Source organism: Flavobacterium sp. JAS (genome assembly GCF_020991455.1).
In the GTDB taxonomy this organism is placed as follows: domain Bacteria; phylum Bacteroidota; class Bacteroidia; order Flavobacteriales; family Flavobacteriaceae; genus Flavobacterium.
In genome coordinates this window covers 160846-177824 of the sequence record NZ_JAJMOX010000014.1, presented here as the reverse complement: position 1 = coordinate 177824, position 16979 = coordinate 160846, and the positions used below count along the sequence as shown (strand labels likewise).

The window sequence follows — 16979 nt, the reverse complement described above, 5'->3', positions numbered from 1 at the left end:
AAACACATTTATTATTCGAATTTAAGTTAAAAAGTAAATATTACGGCCATCCCTTTACCTACTTCAGAGTTTATTTTGATTGTTCCGTTTAAGAACGAGACACGGCTATCAATATTTTTCATACCTAAACCTTTCTGATTTTCAACGCTTTTACTATCAAATCCAACACCATTGTCTTCATAATTACAAGTGTCAATGCCATTTATAGTACTAAACGCAATCCAAATTTCAGAAGCCTTACCGTGACGTAGTGAATTATTCATTAATTCCTGCAAAATTCTAAAAACATGCAAATGACGATCAATCTCTCTCTCATCAAAATCAATTTCATTTTTATAATATGTTTTTATCGCTTTACTGCTTTCAAATTCTTCACATAATTCTTCAACTCCTGCACTTAATCCAAATTTTTCAAAAACAGGAGGGAATAAATTGTGAGCAATTTTTCTGGAATTCTCGAGCGCTTTGGCTGTTAAGGCAATAATATTATTGGTAATCTCTATCGTTTCAGAGTCTGTCAGATTTGGAGAAGTGAGTAAATGACTGTTCAGCGAAACGATATTAAGTTTAGAACTAATATCATCATGAAGGTCTTGCGCAATTCTTTTACGTTCTTCCTCCTGAGTGACAATAATAGCGTGCAATTGATCTTTTTGATATTGTAATATTAAATCCTTTTTTTCAAGTTCTTTTTGAATTATCTTCTTTCTTGAGAAATAAAAGAATATAATCAATCCAACTGCGACAACTATAAAAAAAAGTGAGATATATAATATTATAGCAATAAGTTCTTTTTCGGGAATCGAATTTTTCATATCGAGATATTCTTAATTACAATATTACTAATTAAGTTAACAAAGCTTTTTTTGAAAAACTTTTTATCCAATCATATAAAATAAAAAACTGATAAACTAAAGATAAAAAAGCATTTAACATCCAGGTTAAATATTTAACGTCCATACTAAGTTCTGGAGTAAGATTTCCAATCAAAAATAAAACGGTGCTACCTAATAAGTAAATTATAATACCAACACTAATGTAATAATACCTTTTACTTTCTGTAAGCATGTTATAAAGATGAAGTAGCGCATAAGCAACAATAAGCAAAGATGTCAAGGTAATTTCAAACAAATTAAACTTTAAAAACTGACTTGAATCTATCAAAAATTGCACTCCTAATGTTAGTAAACAAGCTATAAGAGAAACTCTTACAAATAGTTTTTGTTTTTTTATTTTCAGCAATGAATTATAGAACAACCCTAATAATATTGTCTGTCCTATAAAAAACACATTAACCGCAAATAGATTATTCATCTTGAGGTGATACATCACTTCCATAGAAATTTGTATTACAAATGAAAAAGCTAAATAAGAAAGAAAAAAAACATTAGCTTTTTCCTTTCGGAAAAAGCTATATGAGTATAATATTAGATTTAATAATAAAACTACATAAACAGAATAGATAAAAAAATCATCCACTTTTTTACAGATTAATATGGAGGACTCGGACGAACACCGTCATAAACAACATCTCCGTCTTCTGCATTAGCTTCTGATGCTGGTGGTCCATAAACATTTACATATTTACCTGTTTTCAAATCTTTTTCTGCTCCTACAAAAAGTAACGTTTTTTCATTCTGGTCATTAATACCTAGATAGGCATAAACCGCTTCAGTTTTCAATTCCAATACTTTCTCTAAAGACTCTCTTGGAATCAGAAAAGCTTTTATTTTAATAGCGTCAACAGTGTTATCATCCTCATATCTCTTTTCCCATTCTTGAGCCGTGGCCAATGGTATTTGAATAGGATTTGGAAAGGTTTCTTCATTCATAGTTTACAATTTTAATTAGTTAATAAGACTTAGTTTGTTAATGGTTCTGCTAAACTACCGAAATAATTTTATATAAGAGATACTATTATCTAAAATTGTAAATGGGAAAAAGGTGCACTGAATAAAAAAAAATCTTTACAAGTAATAACTCATAAAGATTTCTTTACATTTTGGTTTTTAATATATTTTCTTAAAACGGAACATCGCTATCATCATCGTCATCGTTCAAATTGCTTCCAAAAGCTTCATTTGCAGATGGCAGATTTTTAGTTATAAATGGATTTTCTTCATGATTCATTTTTGACGGTAAATCGTCATAACTACCTGAAAAATCATCAAGGTTATCAAACTTACCAAGGTGTCCTATAAATTTCAATCGAATGTTTTCAATACCACCATTACGGTGTTTAGCAATCATAATCTCAGCCTGACCTGCAGTAGGAGATGCTTCATCATCATCCCATTCTTCAATTTTGTAATATTCAGGACGATATAAAAACGAAACAATATCAGCATCCTGCTCAATCGCTCCAGATTCACGAAGATCCGATAGTAACGGACGTTTACTTGATCCACGCGTTTCAACGGCACGTGATAACTGCGAAAGTGCAATTACCGGAACGTTAAGCTCTTTTGCCAAAGCTTTTAAGTTTCGGGAAATTGTTGAGATTTCCTGCTCACGGTTTCCTCCTCCTTTATTATTTCCTCCGGCAGTCATCAACTGCAAATAATCGATAATTATAATCTTGATACCGTGTTGTGAAACTAAACGACGACATTTTGCTCTTAAATCAAAAATAGAAAGTGACGGTGTATCATCAATAAACAAAGGAGCTTTTTCTAAGTTTTTAACCTTGGTACTCAACATTTCCCATTCGTGAGGTTCTAGTTTACCGGTACGTAATTTCTCTGACGACAATCCTGTTTCTGACGAAATTAACCTTGTAATCAACTGAACCGATGCCATCTCCAGAGAGAACAAAGCTACTCCATGTCCGTACTGAATGGCGATATTTCTCGCCATTGAAAGTACAAAGGCAGTTTTTCCCATCGCAGGTCTCGCCGCGATAATAATTAAATCGCTGGGTTGCCATCCCGAAGTTAGTTTATCCAGATTATGAAAACCAGTTTCAACACCACTTAAACCTTCTTGTTTTGCAATTTCTTCAATTTTCTTTTTAGCCTGAAGTACTAAACTCTGAGCAGTTTCAGAACTACGTTTAATATTTCCTTGTGTTACTTCATATAGTTTTGATTCGGCTTGATCAAGCAAATCAAAAACATCGGCAGTTTCATCATAAGACGCTTCGATAATTTCAGTAGAAATACGAATCAAACTTCTTTGAATAAACTTTTGAAGAATGATACGCGAGTGAAATTCGATATGTGCCGAAGATGCAATTTTTTGCGTAAGCTGAATTAAATAAAAATCTCCTCCGGCTAATTCTAATTTTCCATTTTTTTTCAGCTGAGTCGAAACCGTCAACAAGTCAATTGGCTGTGTTTCTGTAAAAAGCTGAACAATTGCTTCAAAAATAAATTTATGCGCCTCTTTATAAAAAGCATCCCCTTGCAAAATATCAATTACATCATCAACTCCTTTTTTATCAATCATCATTGCCCCAAGCACAGCTTCTTCTAAATCAAGAACTTGCGGAGGAAGTTTTCCTTTTTCTAAACTAATAATTGAGGGTTTATTTACCTTTACAGGGTTTATATTTTTGAAATTTTCCATAGGACGAAAGTAGCGAAATTTAAAAAAAGATCGCTATCGAGTTATAACTATTAATTGTTTATAAATAAGTTTTTTTTGTTCATAACCAAAAAAAAATCCGAAACTGTAAGGCTTCGGATTTTAATTAATCTTGTAAGAATTTACTCTTTATACTCGCCCATTTTACTGTATTTGTCCATTCTTTGGGCAATCAGGTCGGCTGTTGATAAGTCTTTCAATTCATTATATCCTTTGGTAATGTATTCGGCAACCGTTTTAAAAGTAGTTTCGCGGTCATAGTGTGCTCCGCCTAGTGGTTCCGGAATAACATCATCAACTAATTTTTGTTTTTTCATATCTGATGAAGTCAATTTCAAAGCATCAGCAGCACGTTCTTTGTACTCCCAGCTTTTCCATAAAATCGAAGAACAAGATTCTGGAGAGATTACAGAATACCAGGTATTCTCTAACATATAAACTTTGTCTCCAACACCTATTCCTAAAGCTCCTCCAGAAGCACCTTCACCAACAATAATGGTAATGATTGGCACTTGTAAACGAACCATTTCAAAAATGTTTCTCGCAATAGCTTCTCCCTGCCCTCTTTCTTCAGCTTCAAGTCCTGGATATGCACCCGGGGTATCTACTAAAGTTAAAACCGGAATACCAAATTTCTCTGCCATTTTCATTAAACGCAAAGCTTTACGATATCCTTCAGGGTTTGCCATACCAAAATTACGGTATTGGCGTGTTTTTGTATTAAAACCTTTTTGCTGACCTACAATCATAAACGACTGCCCGTTTATTTTTCCAAGTCCGCCAACCATAGCTTTATCATCTTTAAAATTTCTGTCTCCGTGAAGTTCTAAAAATGTTTCTCCGCAAATTGCTCTAATATAATCTAGAGTATAAGGTCTATTTGGATGTCTTGACAACTGAACGCGCTGCCAAGCCGTAAGGTTTTTGTATATTTCTTTCTTAGTTTGCTCTAATTTCTTGTTGATTTCCTTGCAGGTTGGTGTTACATCAACATCAGATTCTTTTCCAATAATAACACACTTTTCTAACTGTTCTTCAAGTTCTTTGATTGGAAGCTCAAAATCTAAATATTCCATGGATTTTTGAATTTTGTTTGTAAATCGAACCGCAAATATAAAAATATTATATCATTGGCACAGTTAATTGTTAGTAAAGTATCAAATTGTGATTTAAAAATAAGTAAACTATTACAGTTCTTTCTTATTTTTATAATGTTTAAAAACGCCGTTTAAAATAACTGTAATAACAATTATAAAGGCTCCAATATAAAATTCTGTACTCATTTTTTCTTTTCCTCCAAGAATAAAATAAGCCAGAACAATTCCGTAAACAGGCTCTAAATTAGTCGTTAACATCACCGTATAAGGTGTTAATTTCTGCATAACTTTTACTGATGCCGTAAAAGCATAAGCCGTACAAATGGACGCTAAAACAAGCAACAAAATCCAGTTGTTTAATGACATTGTAAAAAAGTCGGCAGTAAATTTTCCCTGCACTAAAAAATAAATAGAAATAAAGAAAACTCCGGCACCAAACTCATAAAATGTAATAACGGACGGATCATGTTCTGTAATCAACTTACCATTCATTAAAGTAAACAAAACGCCTAAAATAATAGCTGCCAGGGCATAATACATCCCGTGCAGATATTTAACTTCGACTTGCATAATAAGTGCTAAACCGGCAATAATAATTAATCCGAAGAAAACTTCATAGAATAATATCTTTCTGCCATAAAAAAGCGGCTCTAATAAGGATGCAAAAAAAGCTCCTAATGAAAATATCGAAAGTGTTATCGAAACATTCGAAACGTGAATTGCTCTAAAAAAGAAAATCCAATGCAGCGCAATCAGCAATCCAACAAAAATCAATTTGGCAAAAGACTGAACAGAGATTACAAAAGATTGTTTTTTATAAACTATAAATCCGGCCAAAAAAATACCTGCTAAAAGCATTCTGAACCAAACTAAATTTTCGGCATCAATAGTGATTAAAGCGCCCAAAATGGCTGTGAAACCCCAGATAAAAACAATTAAATGAAGATTTAAATAACTTTTTAAATTATCGTTTCGCATTACGTAATAAGTAAACTGCCAGAATTCCGAAAACAATATTCGGGAACCAAACAGCTAATAAAGGTGAGAATGTAGATTTTTCGGCAAGAGTACCGAATATTTTATCAAAGAATACAAAAGAAAACGCAATTGCAATTCCAATAGCAAGATTCGTTCCCATACCACCGCGTCGTTTCATTGACGAAACTGCTACAGCAATAATTGTTAAAATAAAAGCCGAGACCGGTACGCTGTATTTTTTATAAAGTACAACTAAATAGGTATTAATATTTCCGGAACCTCTTTTTCTTTCTTTATCAATAAAGTCTATTAATTTTCCAAGAGACAGTGTTTCTGCAATATAAACCACAGGAGTTAAATCGGCCAATTCAAATTTAAAAGGCACCTTTTTTTCGGGTACTTTTTCAATTTTATCACCCAATTCTCCAATTGTTCTTTTAGTATAATCGTACAGAATATAGGTTTTAGCTTTCGGATCCCATTTAATACGGCTTGCAGTAATTTTATAGGTCAACTTATCTTTTTCAAAATGTTCCAACGAAAAATTAAAAGCCGTTTTAGACTCCTCATTAAAACTATTTACAAAAATAAAATCATGATCATTAAGTTGTCTGTACACGTTTGTACTTTCGCCACGCATCGCTTCTTTACCACCACCTTTTAAATAGGTATATCTAAAATTATTAAAGCCTTCACTTGCCGCGGGAACAATAAAAAATCCCATCAAAAGCACAAAAACCGAAACAATAGATGCACCAATAATATAAGGTCGTAAAAAACGCGTAAATGAAATACCCGAACTTAAAATAGCAATAATTTCTGTGTTATTTGCCAATTTTGAAGTAAACCAAATAACCGATAAAAACAAAAATATCGGAAATAATGAGTTCGCAAAATAAATGGTAAAGTTGTAGTAATAAATCGCAATTTGCGTAAACGGAATCTTATTTTCCAGCATTTTATTCACCTTCTCAGAGACGTCAATTACAATTCCAATCGGAATAAATAATAAGATCATCACCGAAAAAGTGGCTAAATATCTTTTTAAAATATACTTATCTATTATCGTTAGCATAGATTGTTCGTTTCAATTTTAACGCTCAGGTTTCAGGTTTCAGGTTTCAAGTTCTATACCGAACATGAAACCTGAAACTAAAAAAACTTGAAACTTTTTTATAGTCTTTGACTCATATTTTTAACCATCATTTCTTTCCATGGTCTAAAATCTCCTGCTAAGATATGTTTTCTGGCTTCACGAACCAACCACATATAAAAACCAAGGTTATGAATCGTAGCAATTTGTTTTCCTAAATATTCGTTAGCTGCAAATAAGTGACGCAAATAAGCCTTTGTATATTCAGTATCTACAAAAGTATGTCCCATTTCATCAACTGGAGAAAAATCAGCTTCCCACTTTTTATTCTTAATATTAATTGTTCCGTTTGCCGTAAACAACATACCATTTCTGGCATTACGAGTAGGCATCACACAATCGAACATATCAATACCTAACGCAATATTTTCAAGAATATTAATCGGAGTTCCAACTCCCATCAAATATCTTGGCTTATCCTCCGGTAAAATTTCACAAACAACCTCAGTCATTGCGTACATTTCTTCTGCTGGTTCTCCTACTGACAAACCACCAATAGCATTTCCTTGTTGTCCTGAATTCGCAATATATTCAGCCGATTGCTGACGTAAATCTTTATAAGTACTTCCCTGAACAATTGGAAAAAATGTTTGTTCGTAACCATATTTATAAGGCACTTTGTCAAGGTGATTGATACAACGATCCAACCAACGGTGCGTCATGTGCATCGAACGTTGTGCATACCTGTAATCGCAAGGATAAGGCGTACATTCATCAAAAGCCATAATAATATCGGCCCCAATTGTACGTTGAATTTCCATTACACTTTCTGGTGAAAAAAAGTGATATGAACCATCAATATGCGATTTAAACTTCACTCCTTCTTCCTTAATTTTTCTATTATTCGAAAGAGAATAAACCTGATATCCACCAGAATCAGTCAAAATATTACGATCCCAATTCATGAATTTATGCAATCCACCCGCTTTTTCAAGAATTTCGGTTTGAGGACGTAAATATAAATGGTATGTATTTCCAAGAATAATATCCGGATTAATATCGTCTTTTAGCTCACGTTGGTGTACACCTTTTACAGAAGCCACCGTACCAACAGGCATAAAAATAGGCGTTTCAATTACGCCGTGATCTGTAGTAATACTTCCCGCTCTAGCTTTAGATTGCGGATCTTTTTGTAATAAATCAAACTTCATCTGTTTCTTTTTTCAGTCGGCAAAGATAAGCTAATTTCAGAGATTTTTAATTAGATAATTTGGCAATTAGAAAATTAGACAATGATTTTTACCTGTCTTAAAGTTTGGAATTTGGAATTTTAAATAGTTGGAATTTTAAATATTTTGGGCGTTCCCTCCGGTCGGGCTATCCGCTATATCTTTTGTTCCAGTAATTATCATTGTTAATTAAGACCTCAAAGGTGTCACAAAAGGATGCCGCTTCTATCCCTAACGCAAAAAAAAGACATGACAGTTCAACAAGAAATCTTTAAATTTGAATAAACATATTATCAGGCTAAGCGGAGCCGAAGCTCCGCAAAGTAAAGGCATCAGTATAATAAAAAATCCGTTTAGATCCGTGTGCCATTAATTCACCACAAAAAAATCAAAAATGAACTTAGCTCAAAAACTAGGATATCCTGAAAACGCCAAACTATTAATTATCCATGCCGACGATGCCGGATTATCACATTCCGAAAATCAAGCAACCATAAAAGCACTTCAAAACGGATCTGTAAACTCCTATAGTATAATGGTACCGTGCGCATGGTTTTTCGAAATGGCAACATTCGCCAAAAACAATCCACAATTCGATTGCGGCATACATCTTACGCTAACCTGTGAATGGGAAAATTATAAATTTGGTCCAGTTCTTCCTATTAATGAAGTTCCAAGTCTAGTTGATAAAAACGGTTACTTCTACAAAACCAGAGCCGACTTTAAAAACAACGCAAAACCATCCGAAGTAAAAAAAGAACTCACCGCTCAAATCGAAAGAGCATTACAATTCGGAATCCAACCCACACATCTCGACTCGCACATGTGCAGTGTTGGCGTTACTCCTGAAATTTTAGAAATCTATAAAGAACTGGGAAAAACATACAATCTACCCGTTTTCATCAACAGACAATTTGTAGAATCGATAAGTTTATCTGACGAAAAATATGATTATGAAAACACCCTTTTAGCTGATAACCTTCTGATTGGCTATTTTGCTGATTTCGAAAAAGGAGAACTTAGAAGATCTTACGAAAAAGCTTTAGATACCATAAAACCCGGTTTTAATGTTTTCCTGCTTCATCCCGCTTTTGATGATCGAGAAATGCAAGGCATCACGATAAATCACCCAAATTTTGGTTCAGAATGGCGCCAGATAGATTTTGATTTTTTTACAAGTCAGGAATGCAAAACAAAACTTCATGAAAACAATATTCAATTGATAACCTGGAAAGAGATTCTTGCAATTAGACAATGTGTCAATTAGAAAATGAGACAATTACTTATTTTATTATGTGAATAGTAAAACTTTGTATTTGAAACATATAACAATCTGAACTCAATAATTCCATAACTTTAGTATCCATTTAAAAAAGTAGAAATCATGATAAATTCAGAAGATAACAATCCTATAAAAGAAGATCAAATCGAGAGAAATCTTGAAAATTTAGATTATCCTGCAAACGAAGATATTTACAATAAGGAAGACAAATTGAAAGACATCGATCTGGAGGAAATCTCATCAGAAAAAACAATCACGCCAAGCGATCATGAATGGAAACAAAATAGTGATAAACTTGGAAATGATTTAGACGTCCCAGGTTCAGAGCTTGATGACGAACAAGAAGAGATTGGATCTGAAGATGAAGAAAACAATTTTTACAGCGAAGGCGACACAGAATAAGCTTATCAAAATCACTAAGAAAAACAAAAGTCTCAATTTGGGGCTTTTTTTATTTTTAAATTTTCATCAAAAATAAGTCTGATAAAGACTCCATGTTTAAAAAATCAAAACCAATATCTATTTTTTTTCTAGGATCAACAAAAAAACAGTCGCAATTTAACAATTACGGCAAACTAAAGCAAAAAATCATTTGTCAGCCCGCAAAATAACGATTACTTTTGCACCAGTTTAACTTTTACATATAAAATGAAGCCTAACACACAACAATTAAGCGATTTAACTATCCAAGTAAGAAGAGATATTCTTCGAATGGTACATGCTGTCAACTCAGGTCACCCAGGTGGTTCACTAGGTTGTACTGAATTTTTGGTGACTCTTTACCAAAACATTATGGAGCGCAAAGAAGGTTTTGATATGAACGGAATTGGAGAAGATCTTTTCTTCCTTTCAAATGGTCACATCTCTCCTGTCTTTTATAGCGTTTTAGCACGTAGCGGTTATTTCCCTATTTCAGAACTTGCAACTTTTAGATTATTAAATTCTCGTTTGCAAGGACATCCAACTACTCATGAAGGATTGCCTGGAGTTCGTATAGCTTCTGGTTCATTAGGACAAGGTTTATCTGTAGCTCTTGGAGCGGCGCAAGCTAAAAAATTAAATGAAGACAATCACTTGATCTTTTCTTTACACGGAGACGGTGAATTGCAAGAAGGTCAAAACTGGGAGGCTATCATGTATGCTTCTGCTAAAAAAGTAGACAACATTATTGCAACTATTGACCTTAACGGAAAACAAATTGACGGTACTACTGATGAAGTTTTACCAATGGGAAGCATCCGTGCAAAATTCGAAGCTTTTGACTGGGACGTTCTTGAAATTAAAGAAGGAAACAATATCGACGCTATTCTTGCTGGTCTAACAGATGCTAAATCAAGAACAGGAAAAGGTAAACCAGTTTGTATTTTACTACATACTGAAATGGGTAATGGTGTAGACTTTATGATGCACACTCATGCTTGGCATGGTAAAGCACCAAACAACGATCAGTTGGCAAGTGCTTTAGCTCAAAACATCTCAACTTTAGCAGATTATTAAAAACTAGCTTTAAGCTTTAAGCAGTAAGCTATTTGCCTATTGCCTACAGCCTATTGCGTACAGCAAAAAAAATAAAATGAAAAAATATACAAATACAGGAAGTAAAGATACTCGTTCGGGTTTTGGAGCGGGAATGACTGAACTAGGTCAAAAAAACGAAAATGTTGTAGCACTTTGTGCTGATTTAATTGGATCATTAAAATTTGATGATTTTAAGAAAAATCACCCAGAGCGTTTTTTCCAAATTGGTATCGCAGAAGCAAATATGATTGGTATTGCAGCTGGTTTAACTATTGGAGGAAAAATTCCTTTTACAGGAACTTTTGCTAACTTCTCTACAGGAAGAGTTTACGATCAAATTCGTCAATCTGTTGCTTATTCTGATAAAAACGTAAAAATTTGTGCTTCTCACGCAGGTTTAACACTTGGTGAAGATGGAGCAACTCACCAAATCTTAGAAGATATTGGTTTAATGAAAATGTTGCCAGGAATGACTGTAATCAACACTTGTGATTACAATCAGACTAAAGCAGCTACATTAGCATTAGCAGATCATCATGGTCCTGCTTATTTACGTTTTGGACGTCCGGTTGTGCCTAACTTCACTCCTGCTGACGAGCCTTTCGTAATTGGAAAAGCAATTTCATTAAACGAAGGAACTGATGTTACAATCGTAGCAACAGGACACTTAGTTTGGGAAGCTCTTATTGCTGCTGAAGCATTAGAAGCAAAAGGAATCTCTGCGGAAGTAATCAACATTCACACTATCAAACCACTTGACGAAGAAGCTATTCTTAAATCATTGGCTAAAACCAAATGTGTGGTAACTGCAGAAGAACATAACATTCTTGGAGGTCTTGGAGAAAGCGTTTCAAGAGTATTAGCTTTAAATAACCCAGCTCCACAAGAGTTTGTAGCTGTAAACGATAGTTTTGGTGAATCTGGAACTCCAGAGCAATTAATGGACAAATACAAATTAAACAATCAAGCAATTGTTGAAGCTGTAGAAAGAGTAATCAAAAGAAAATAATTTTTATATTTTCTTACTTATAAAAAAACCTCGAAAAGCAATTTTCGAGGTTTTTTGTTTTTATTGAAGTCATATAAAATTAAAACTTCAACACTAAATACTTTTAAATTTCAACTAAACAAAAGTAAGCTCAAAACTTAGACATAAAAAAACCTCGAAATCACTTTCGAGGTTTTATATAAATCAAATCAACTAAGACTTATTTTTTTTGATAAGGATATGTATTATCGACATGTATTCTCTTTCTTCCTGCAGCTGCATAATCATCATCCACAAATTTTCGCGGATTATCAATAGATTCCGGTTTAGCTGGATCTGTAAGTTCACCTGTAGGTTTTCTAGGGATACCAAAAGTTTCTGATTCATTTGTATTTGGCGTTGCCGGATTGTCTACAACAGGATCCCAAGGATAGTACAAACTTACCCCTGTAACTGGAGCACCACTTGGTTTTGTAATTTCAAATCTGGTTGTATATCCATCTCCATCATCATCACTATCCAAAAAGTCAGGAATACCATCTCCATCCGTATCATCAGGATTAACTGGTTTATTAGGATATAGAGTAGTATTTCTATAATCACGAACATAACCATCACCATCAATATCTTCATTAATATCCAAGACACCATCAGGAGTTCCAACTATAGCACCATTAGAAATAACATACTCATGATCTAATCTTTTAAAATCATACAGTTTAAAACTAAAGATTAAAGGAGAATAAACAGGAATTGTACTCGAAGCAGGTGGTGATGCATAGTAACCCAATCCAGAAGGAATAAACAACACTCCAGCTCCAAAATTTTCATATTTATTACTTCCATCAGCATTAACAGAAGTTGTTCCAGTTTTAAATTGAGGAAAAATTTCACTCCAGCCCATTATAGCACCATACAAATCAAAAGCCGAATTTGGATATAAAACCTGCTCAAAAAATGTTGTCGTTAAATGTGATGGTACTGTCACTGTTTTTTCAATACGTGATAAATATTCCCCTCTATACGCAGCAACTACACCATCTGTATTCATTGGCGAAGTACCAACACCTTCTCTTAAAACCAAATAATACATTTTATATGCAATTCCGTGTAAATCTATATCTCTTAAAAGCAACTTAGGAAACGAATCGCTGTTTAAATAAGACATAATAGAAGGCTGTGTAGATGGATCAGTTATTAACGAAATTGTAACATCCATATCGGCATTCACCGTTATATAATTTGTTTTTAAATACTCTTCAATATTTGCGTTATCAACATCATACTGTGTCTTATAATCCCTAAGAGGAACTACAACCGGTTCATCATCATCTTTTTTAGAGCAAGAAACCAAAGAAATACCCGCAAGCAATAAAATAAAATAATATTTAAATTTATTCATTATTGTTAATTTTTTAAGTGCGCAAGATACAATATTGATTTATTTTTGTAAAGAATTTAACTTCGATTTTAGAAAAATTATGAGAATAGACAAATACTTATGGTGCGTGCGTTATTACAAGACCAGAAACATGGTAACTGAAGCCTGCAAAAAAAACCATATCACTGTAAATGGGCAAGTTGCCAAGCCCTCTAAAGAAGTTTTTCCTACGGATAAAATTACTTTTAGAAAAGATCAGATTACACAAATTATAACCGTACTCGATATTCCGGAAAGTCGCGTTGGAGCAAAACTTGTGGATATATACAGAAAAAATGAAACTCCGCCAGAAGTTTACGCACATTTAGAACTATTAAAACTTTCTAAAGAACATTATCGCAAAAGCGGTACCGGAAGACCTACCAAAAAAGACCGAAGAGATATTGACGAATATGGAAACGATATAATTGATGAAGAAACAGAATAAATTTCAATTTTTAAATTCCAAATTCCAAAAAAAGACAAAAACAAACCTCAACATTGGAATTTCTTTTTTTTAAGATTGGAATTTGGATTTTTTTTATTGGAATTTAAAATTTGTACTTTAGCAAAAAAATAAATCATGAGCAAAAACATCATCTTAACCAATCAGGAAATCGAACACAAAATAAAACGTATTGCATACCAAATTTACGAAACGTTTGTAGATGAAGAAGAAATTGTGATTGCCGGAATCGCGTCTAATGGATCTGTTTTTGCCCAAAAAATTGCTGTAGCTTTAAGCAGCATTTCGTCACTTAAAGTATCACTTTGTGAAGTTAAAGTTGACAAACAAAATCCACAGTTGCCAATACAAACCTCTTTGACCGCATCTGAATACGAAAACAAAGGATTAGTTCTTGTGGATGACGTTTTAAATTCAGGCACAACTCTCATTTATGCTGTTCGTCATTTCTTAGACGTTCCGCTTAAGAAATTCAAAACAGCAGTGCTTGTAGACAGAAATCACAAAAAATACCCAGTAAAGGCCGATTTTAAAGGAATTTCATTATCAACCTCTTTGTTAGAGCATGTTCAGGTAGTTTTTGACGAGAATGGTGGCGATTATGCCTTTTTAAGCTAAGATCTCTAAAATATCTTCAACCGTTTCTTCGACAGTTTTATCATCAACTGTAACTTTATGTTGCGCATGGTTGTAATAAAAACTTCTGTCGAACAAATGCTTTGCAATAAACTCTCTCATTTCTTCCTCATTCATATCGGCAATTAGCGGACGTTTGCTTTTGTTATGTACCAATCTATTATATAAAGTCTCTATAGAAGCCTTTAAATATATAGAAGTAACATCATCTCTTTTTAATAATTCATGATTATTGGCATAACAAGGCGTCCCTCCACCTAAACCAATTATACTATTTTCTGAAGATTGAAGTAATTCTACGAACATTTCATGCTCTAATTTTCTAAAATAGATCTCTCCATGTTGTTCAAAAATCTCATTTATCGATAAATTTGTTTTTTTTTCGATGCATTTATCTAAATCAAGAAACGGAATATTTGTAGTTTTTGACAAATTTTGAGCAATTGTTGACTTTCCGCAACCCATATATCCTAATAATATAATCTTTTTCATTTTAATAAGAACCTAAAAATTAAGGTGTTGTAAATTTTGAGTAAAAAAAGACAAATTTATAATAAAATAGCTTGCAAATATCAAAAATAACTCCTTATATTTGCACCCGCATTCAAGGAAAGAATATGACTCGATAGCTCAGTTGGTAGAGCACATCACTTTTAATGATGGGGTCCTGGGTTCGAGCCCCAGTCGGGTCACAAAATTTGTGATTTAACAAAATACTTTCCTTGATCGCAATGACTCGATAGCTCAGTTGGTAGAGCACATCACTTTTAATGATGGGGTCCTGGGTTCGAGCCCCAGTCGGGTCACAAAAGGTCGAGTATTAATTTACTTGACCTTTTTTATTTTAGGCCACGTGGAGAAACGGTAGACTTGCCATCTTGAGGGGGTGGTGCTCGTAAGGGCGTGTGGGTTCAAATCCCACCGTGGTCACTAAAAAAGAAAAAGCCTGAGAATCTATATTCTCAGGCTTTTTTTATGGAAGACTACAAAACAGACGTCAATTTTATACACATCTCGATTTCTGAAAACGTCAATTCGAGGATCACCTTTCTTTTTTTTATAGAATTCCTTCTCTTTCGGTTTCCTGCAATTCGTTTACACAAGTCAAAGAATTTCAAATTAAAGAGCTCCATAAAATATAAGACTAATAGACCTCACTTAAAACCTACAATTCCTCTAACAAAAGGCTCGAATTCCATACCATCAAGGCCTCTAAAAATTAAAAACACATAAAACGTATTTTATTTTCTTTTGTTTCTACCTCTATTTCAATTCATTAATTCAAAACAATCCTTTTACATTAAATTAACTTAAAAAAAGGTAGTGATATATAAAAAATAACTCCTTATATTTGCACCCGCGTTCAAGAAAAGAATGACTCGATAGCTCAGTTGGTAGAGCACATCACTTTTAATGATGGGGTCCTGGGTTCGAGCCCCAGTCGGGTCACAAAAAAAGGTCAGATATTAATTTATCTGACCTTTTTTCATTTTAAGCCATATGGAGAATATGTAATCATGTTCAAAATTTGGATATCACACAAATATCCTTTCCCTTTAACATTGTTTTATTTATATATTCAATGTTCACATATAAAATCAGAGTATCTTTACCCACGATTGCGATAAAGAATATGCAAATGACTGACCATCTTTCCTTTTCATAACTCCAAATCCCTGTTTCAAGTCATAACGTTATAATAACAAAATTTCACTAATAAACATTAACCTATTGCTAGTTTTCTTCCTTTTAGGTTTTTTATTAGTTTCCGCATTCAACCCTAATGAACTATAATATATGACATTGATATCCAAAGAAAAGTTTACCGAAGCTGCTGGCCTTTCAAAAATTCCTATCCCAGGATTACCTTCTTATTTAATGAAAGTAATGAAAATTGACAATTTAAATACTATTGTAAAAGAAGCAGGTAATCTTGAGGGTGCAGATTTTGCTAATTATGTCTTAATGAAAATTGGTGTAAAAGTCCAATTTGACGCTGCCGAGTTACTAAACATTCCTCGTGAAGGAGCTTTTATAGTTATTGCAAATCATCCCTATGGAGGTATCGAATCATTAGCCTTATTAAGTACAATCGCAAAAATACGTCCTGACACAATGTATATGGGGAACTTTTTATTAAAGGAAATTCCAAATCTTGAAAAATGCATTATTGCGGTAAATCCATTTGAAAATATACAAAATTCTGCAAGTATCACTGGATTAAAAATGACACTCAAAGCTTTATCAGAAGGCATTCCTGTCGCAATATTTCCCGCGGGAGAAGTTTCATCTTATAATTTTAAGACGAGTGAAATCACAGATCCGGAGTGGCATCCTGTGGTAGGCAAAATTATCTGCAAGGCAGACGTTCCTATTTTACCTATATATTTTCATGGAAATAATGGTTTTTTCTTCAGTATGTTAAAATCAATTCACCCTATGTTGCAAACTTCAAAACTGATTTCGGAACTCTTTAACAAACAAGGACATGTTCTAAAGATGACTATTGGAGAACCCATTTTTTTAACCAGGGTTCGAGGCAAAGTTTCTGATCCTCTAATGTTAAAAAATCTTAGAAGCAAGTTGTATGCTCTCAAAAATCAATTGCATAATTAAGAGATTCAATTTTCATAACAAACTTTGAAAATCAAATACTTTTCTTTTCACGCTTCTGTCACGTCACTTAA

17 protein-coding genes and 4 tRNA genes are annotated in these 16979 nt (G+C 33.4%); 11 read left to right on the top strand and 10 right to left on the bottom strand.

The genetic code is table 11. From position 1 onward, the window contains the following. Positions 1 to 26: 26 nt before the first annotated feature. The 8 genes from LPB88_RS20820 to tgt all read right to left on the bottom strand — a co-directional run bounded on the left by LPB88_RS20820 (position 27) and on the right by tgt (position 7964). Complete coding sequence (locus tag LPB88_RS20820; RefSeq protein WP_230717587.1) at positions 27 to 815, bottom strand: sensor histidine kinase; 789 nt, start codon at positions 813 to 815, stop codon at positions 27 to 29. Between the two features lie 31 nt (positions 816 to 846). Continuing rightward, the gene (locus LPB88_RS20815) at positions 847 to 1479 is read right to left on the bottom strand and encodes a hypothetical protein (RefSeq protein WP_230717586.1); all 633 of its coding nucleotides are present in this window, start codon (positions 1477 to 1479) and stop codon (positions 847 to 849) included. An 11-nt stretch (positions 1480 to 1490) separates the two neighbouring features. After that, positions 1491 to 1832, bottom strand: coding sequence for a hypothetical protein (locus LPB88_RS20810; protein WP_230717585.1), 342 nt, complete (start codon positions 1830 to 1832; stop codon positions 1491 to 1493). A 190-nt stretch (positions 1833 to 2022) separates the two neighbouring features. Next, the gene (gene dnaB / locus LPB88_RS20805) at positions 2023 to 3567 is read right to left on the bottom strand and encodes a replicative DNA helicase (RefSeq protein ID WP_230717584.1); all 1545 of its coding nucleotides are present in this window, start codon (positions 3565 to 3567) and stop codon (positions 2023 to 2025) included. 140 nt (positions 3568 to 3707) lie between these two features. After that, the gene (locus LPB88_RS20800) at positions 3708 to 4661 is read right to left on the bottom strand and encodes an acetyl-CoA carboxylase carboxyltransferase subunit alpha (RefSeq protein ID WP_230717583.1); all 954 of its coding nucleotides are present in this window, start codon (positions 4659 to 4661) and stop codon (positions 3708 to 3710) included. 111 nt (positions 4662 to 4772) lie between these two features. Continuing rightward, positions 4773 to 5660, bottom strand: coding sequence for a DMT family transporter (locus LPB88_RS20795; protein WP_230717582.1), 888 nt, complete (start codon positions 5658 to 5660; stop codon positions 4773 to 4775). Continuing rightward, positions 5647 to 6735, bottom strand: a complete 1089-nt coding sequence (locus LPB88_RS20790; protein ID WP_230717581.1) for an LptF/LptG family permease — start codon at positions 6733 to 6735, stop codon at positions 5647 to 5649. The genes LPB88_RS20795 and LPB88_RS20790 overlap by 14 nt, the downstream gene beginning before the upstream one ends. 98 nt (positions 6736 to 6833) lie before the next feature. Continuing rightward, the gene (gene tgt / locus LPB88_RS20785) at positions 6834 to 7964 is read right to left on the bottom strand and encodes a tRNA guanosine(34) transglycosylase Tgt (RefSeq protein WP_230717580.1); all 1131 of its coding nucleotides are present in this window, start codon (positions 7962 to 7964) and stop codon (positions 6834 to 6836) included. A gap of 412 nt (positions 7965 to 8376) precedes the next feature. On the opposite strand from tgt, the gene LPB88_RS20780 reads away from it, so the two are divergent. From LPB88_RS20780 to LPB88_RS20765, 4 genes are all read left to right on the top strand, one after another. Further along, positions 8377 to 9249: a polysaccharide deacetylase family protein gene (locus tag LPB88_RS20780; RefSeq protein WP_230717579.1), complete on the top strand. Its 873-nt coding sequence runs from the start codon at positions 8377 to 8379 to the stop codon at positions 9247 to 9249. A 117-nt stretch (positions 9250 to 9366) separates the two neighbouring features. Beyond that, the gene (locus LPB88_RS20775) at positions 9367 to 9666 is read left to right on the top strand and encodes a hypothetical protein (protein WP_230717578.1); all 300 of its coding nucleotides are present in this window, start codon (positions 9367 to 9369) and stop codon (positions 9664 to 9666) included. Positions 9667 to 9912: 246 nt separating this feature from the next. Then, positions 9913 to 10761, top strand: coding sequence for a transketolase (locus tag LPB88_RS20770; protein ID WP_230717577.1), 849 nt, complete (start codon positions 9913 to 9915; stop codon positions 10759 to 10761). 76 nt (positions 10762 to 10837) lie between these two features. Next, entirely contained in the window at positions 10838 to 11791 is a 954-nt protein-coding gene (locus tag LPB88_RS20765) for a transketolase family protein (protein ID WP_230717576.1), read from the top strand. A gap of 199 nt (positions 11792 to 11990) precedes the next feature. On the opposite strand, the gene LPB88_RS20760 is transcribed toward LPB88_RS20765, so the two are convergent. Beyond that, positions 11991 to 13172, bottom strand: a complete 1182-nt coding sequence (locus tag LPB88_RS20760) for an FKBP-type peptidyl-prolyl cis-trans isomerase (protein ID WP_230717575.1) — start codon at positions 13170 to 13172, stop codon at positions 11991 to 11993. Between the two features lie 79 nt (positions 13173 to 13251). Here LPB88_RS20760 and LPB88_RS20755 point away from each other — a divergent pair, with 79 nt between their 5' ends. Together LPB88_RS20755 and LPB88_RS20750 are read left to right on the top strand one after the other, a co-directional pair. Continuing rightward, positions 13252 to 13638, top strand: coding sequence for an RNA-binding S4 domain-containing protein (locus LPB88_RS20755; RefSeq protein ID WP_230717574.1), 387 nt, complete (start codon positions 13252 to 13254; stop codon positions 13636 to 13638). 135 nt (positions 13639 to 13773) lie between these two features. After that, positions 13774 to 14274 (top strand): phosphoribosyltransferase family protein, encoded by a 501-nt coding sequence (locus LPB88_RS20750; RefSeq protein ID WP_230717573.1) that lies wholly within the window; start codon positions 13774 to 13776, stop codon positions 14272 to 14274. Here LPB88_RS20750 and LPB88_RS20745 read toward each other — a convergent pair. Next, complete coding sequence (locus LPB88_RS20745; RefSeq protein WP_230717572.1) at positions 14266 to 14784, bottom strand: shikimate kinase; 519 nt, start codon at positions 14782 to 14784, stop codon at positions 14266 to 14268. The two genes, LPB88_RS20750 and LPB88_RS20745, sit on opposite strands and share 9 nt — an antisense overlap. 127 nt (positions 14785 to 14911) lie before the next feature. On the opposite strand from LPB88_RS20745, the gene LPB88_RS20740 reads away from it, so the two are divergent. The 5 genes from LPB88_RS20740 (at position 14912) to LPB88_RS20720 (ending at position 16908) form a co-directional block, all read left to right on the top strand. Beyond that, positions 14912 to 14984 (top strand) — tRNA-Lys (locus tag LPB88_RS20740). 41 nt (positions 14985 to 15025) lie between these two features. Then, positions 15026 to 15098 (top strand) — tRNA-Lys (locus LPB88_RS20735). A gap of 41 nt (positions 15099 to 15139) precedes the next feature. Next, positions 15140 to 15222 (top strand) — tRNA-Leu (locus LPB88_RS20730). Positions 15223 to 15668: 446 nt separating this feature from the next. Further along, positions 15669 to 15741 (top strand) — tRNA-Lys (locus tag LPB88_RS20725). A gap of 354 nt (positions 15742 to 16095) precedes the next feature. After that, the gene (locus LPB88_RS20720; protein ID WP_230717571.1) at positions 16096 to 16908 is read left to right on the top strand and encodes a hypothetical protein; all 813 of its coding nucleotides are present in this window, start codon (positions 16096 to 16098) and stop codon (positions 16906 to 16908) included. Positions 16909 to 16979: the final 71 nt, after the last annotated feature.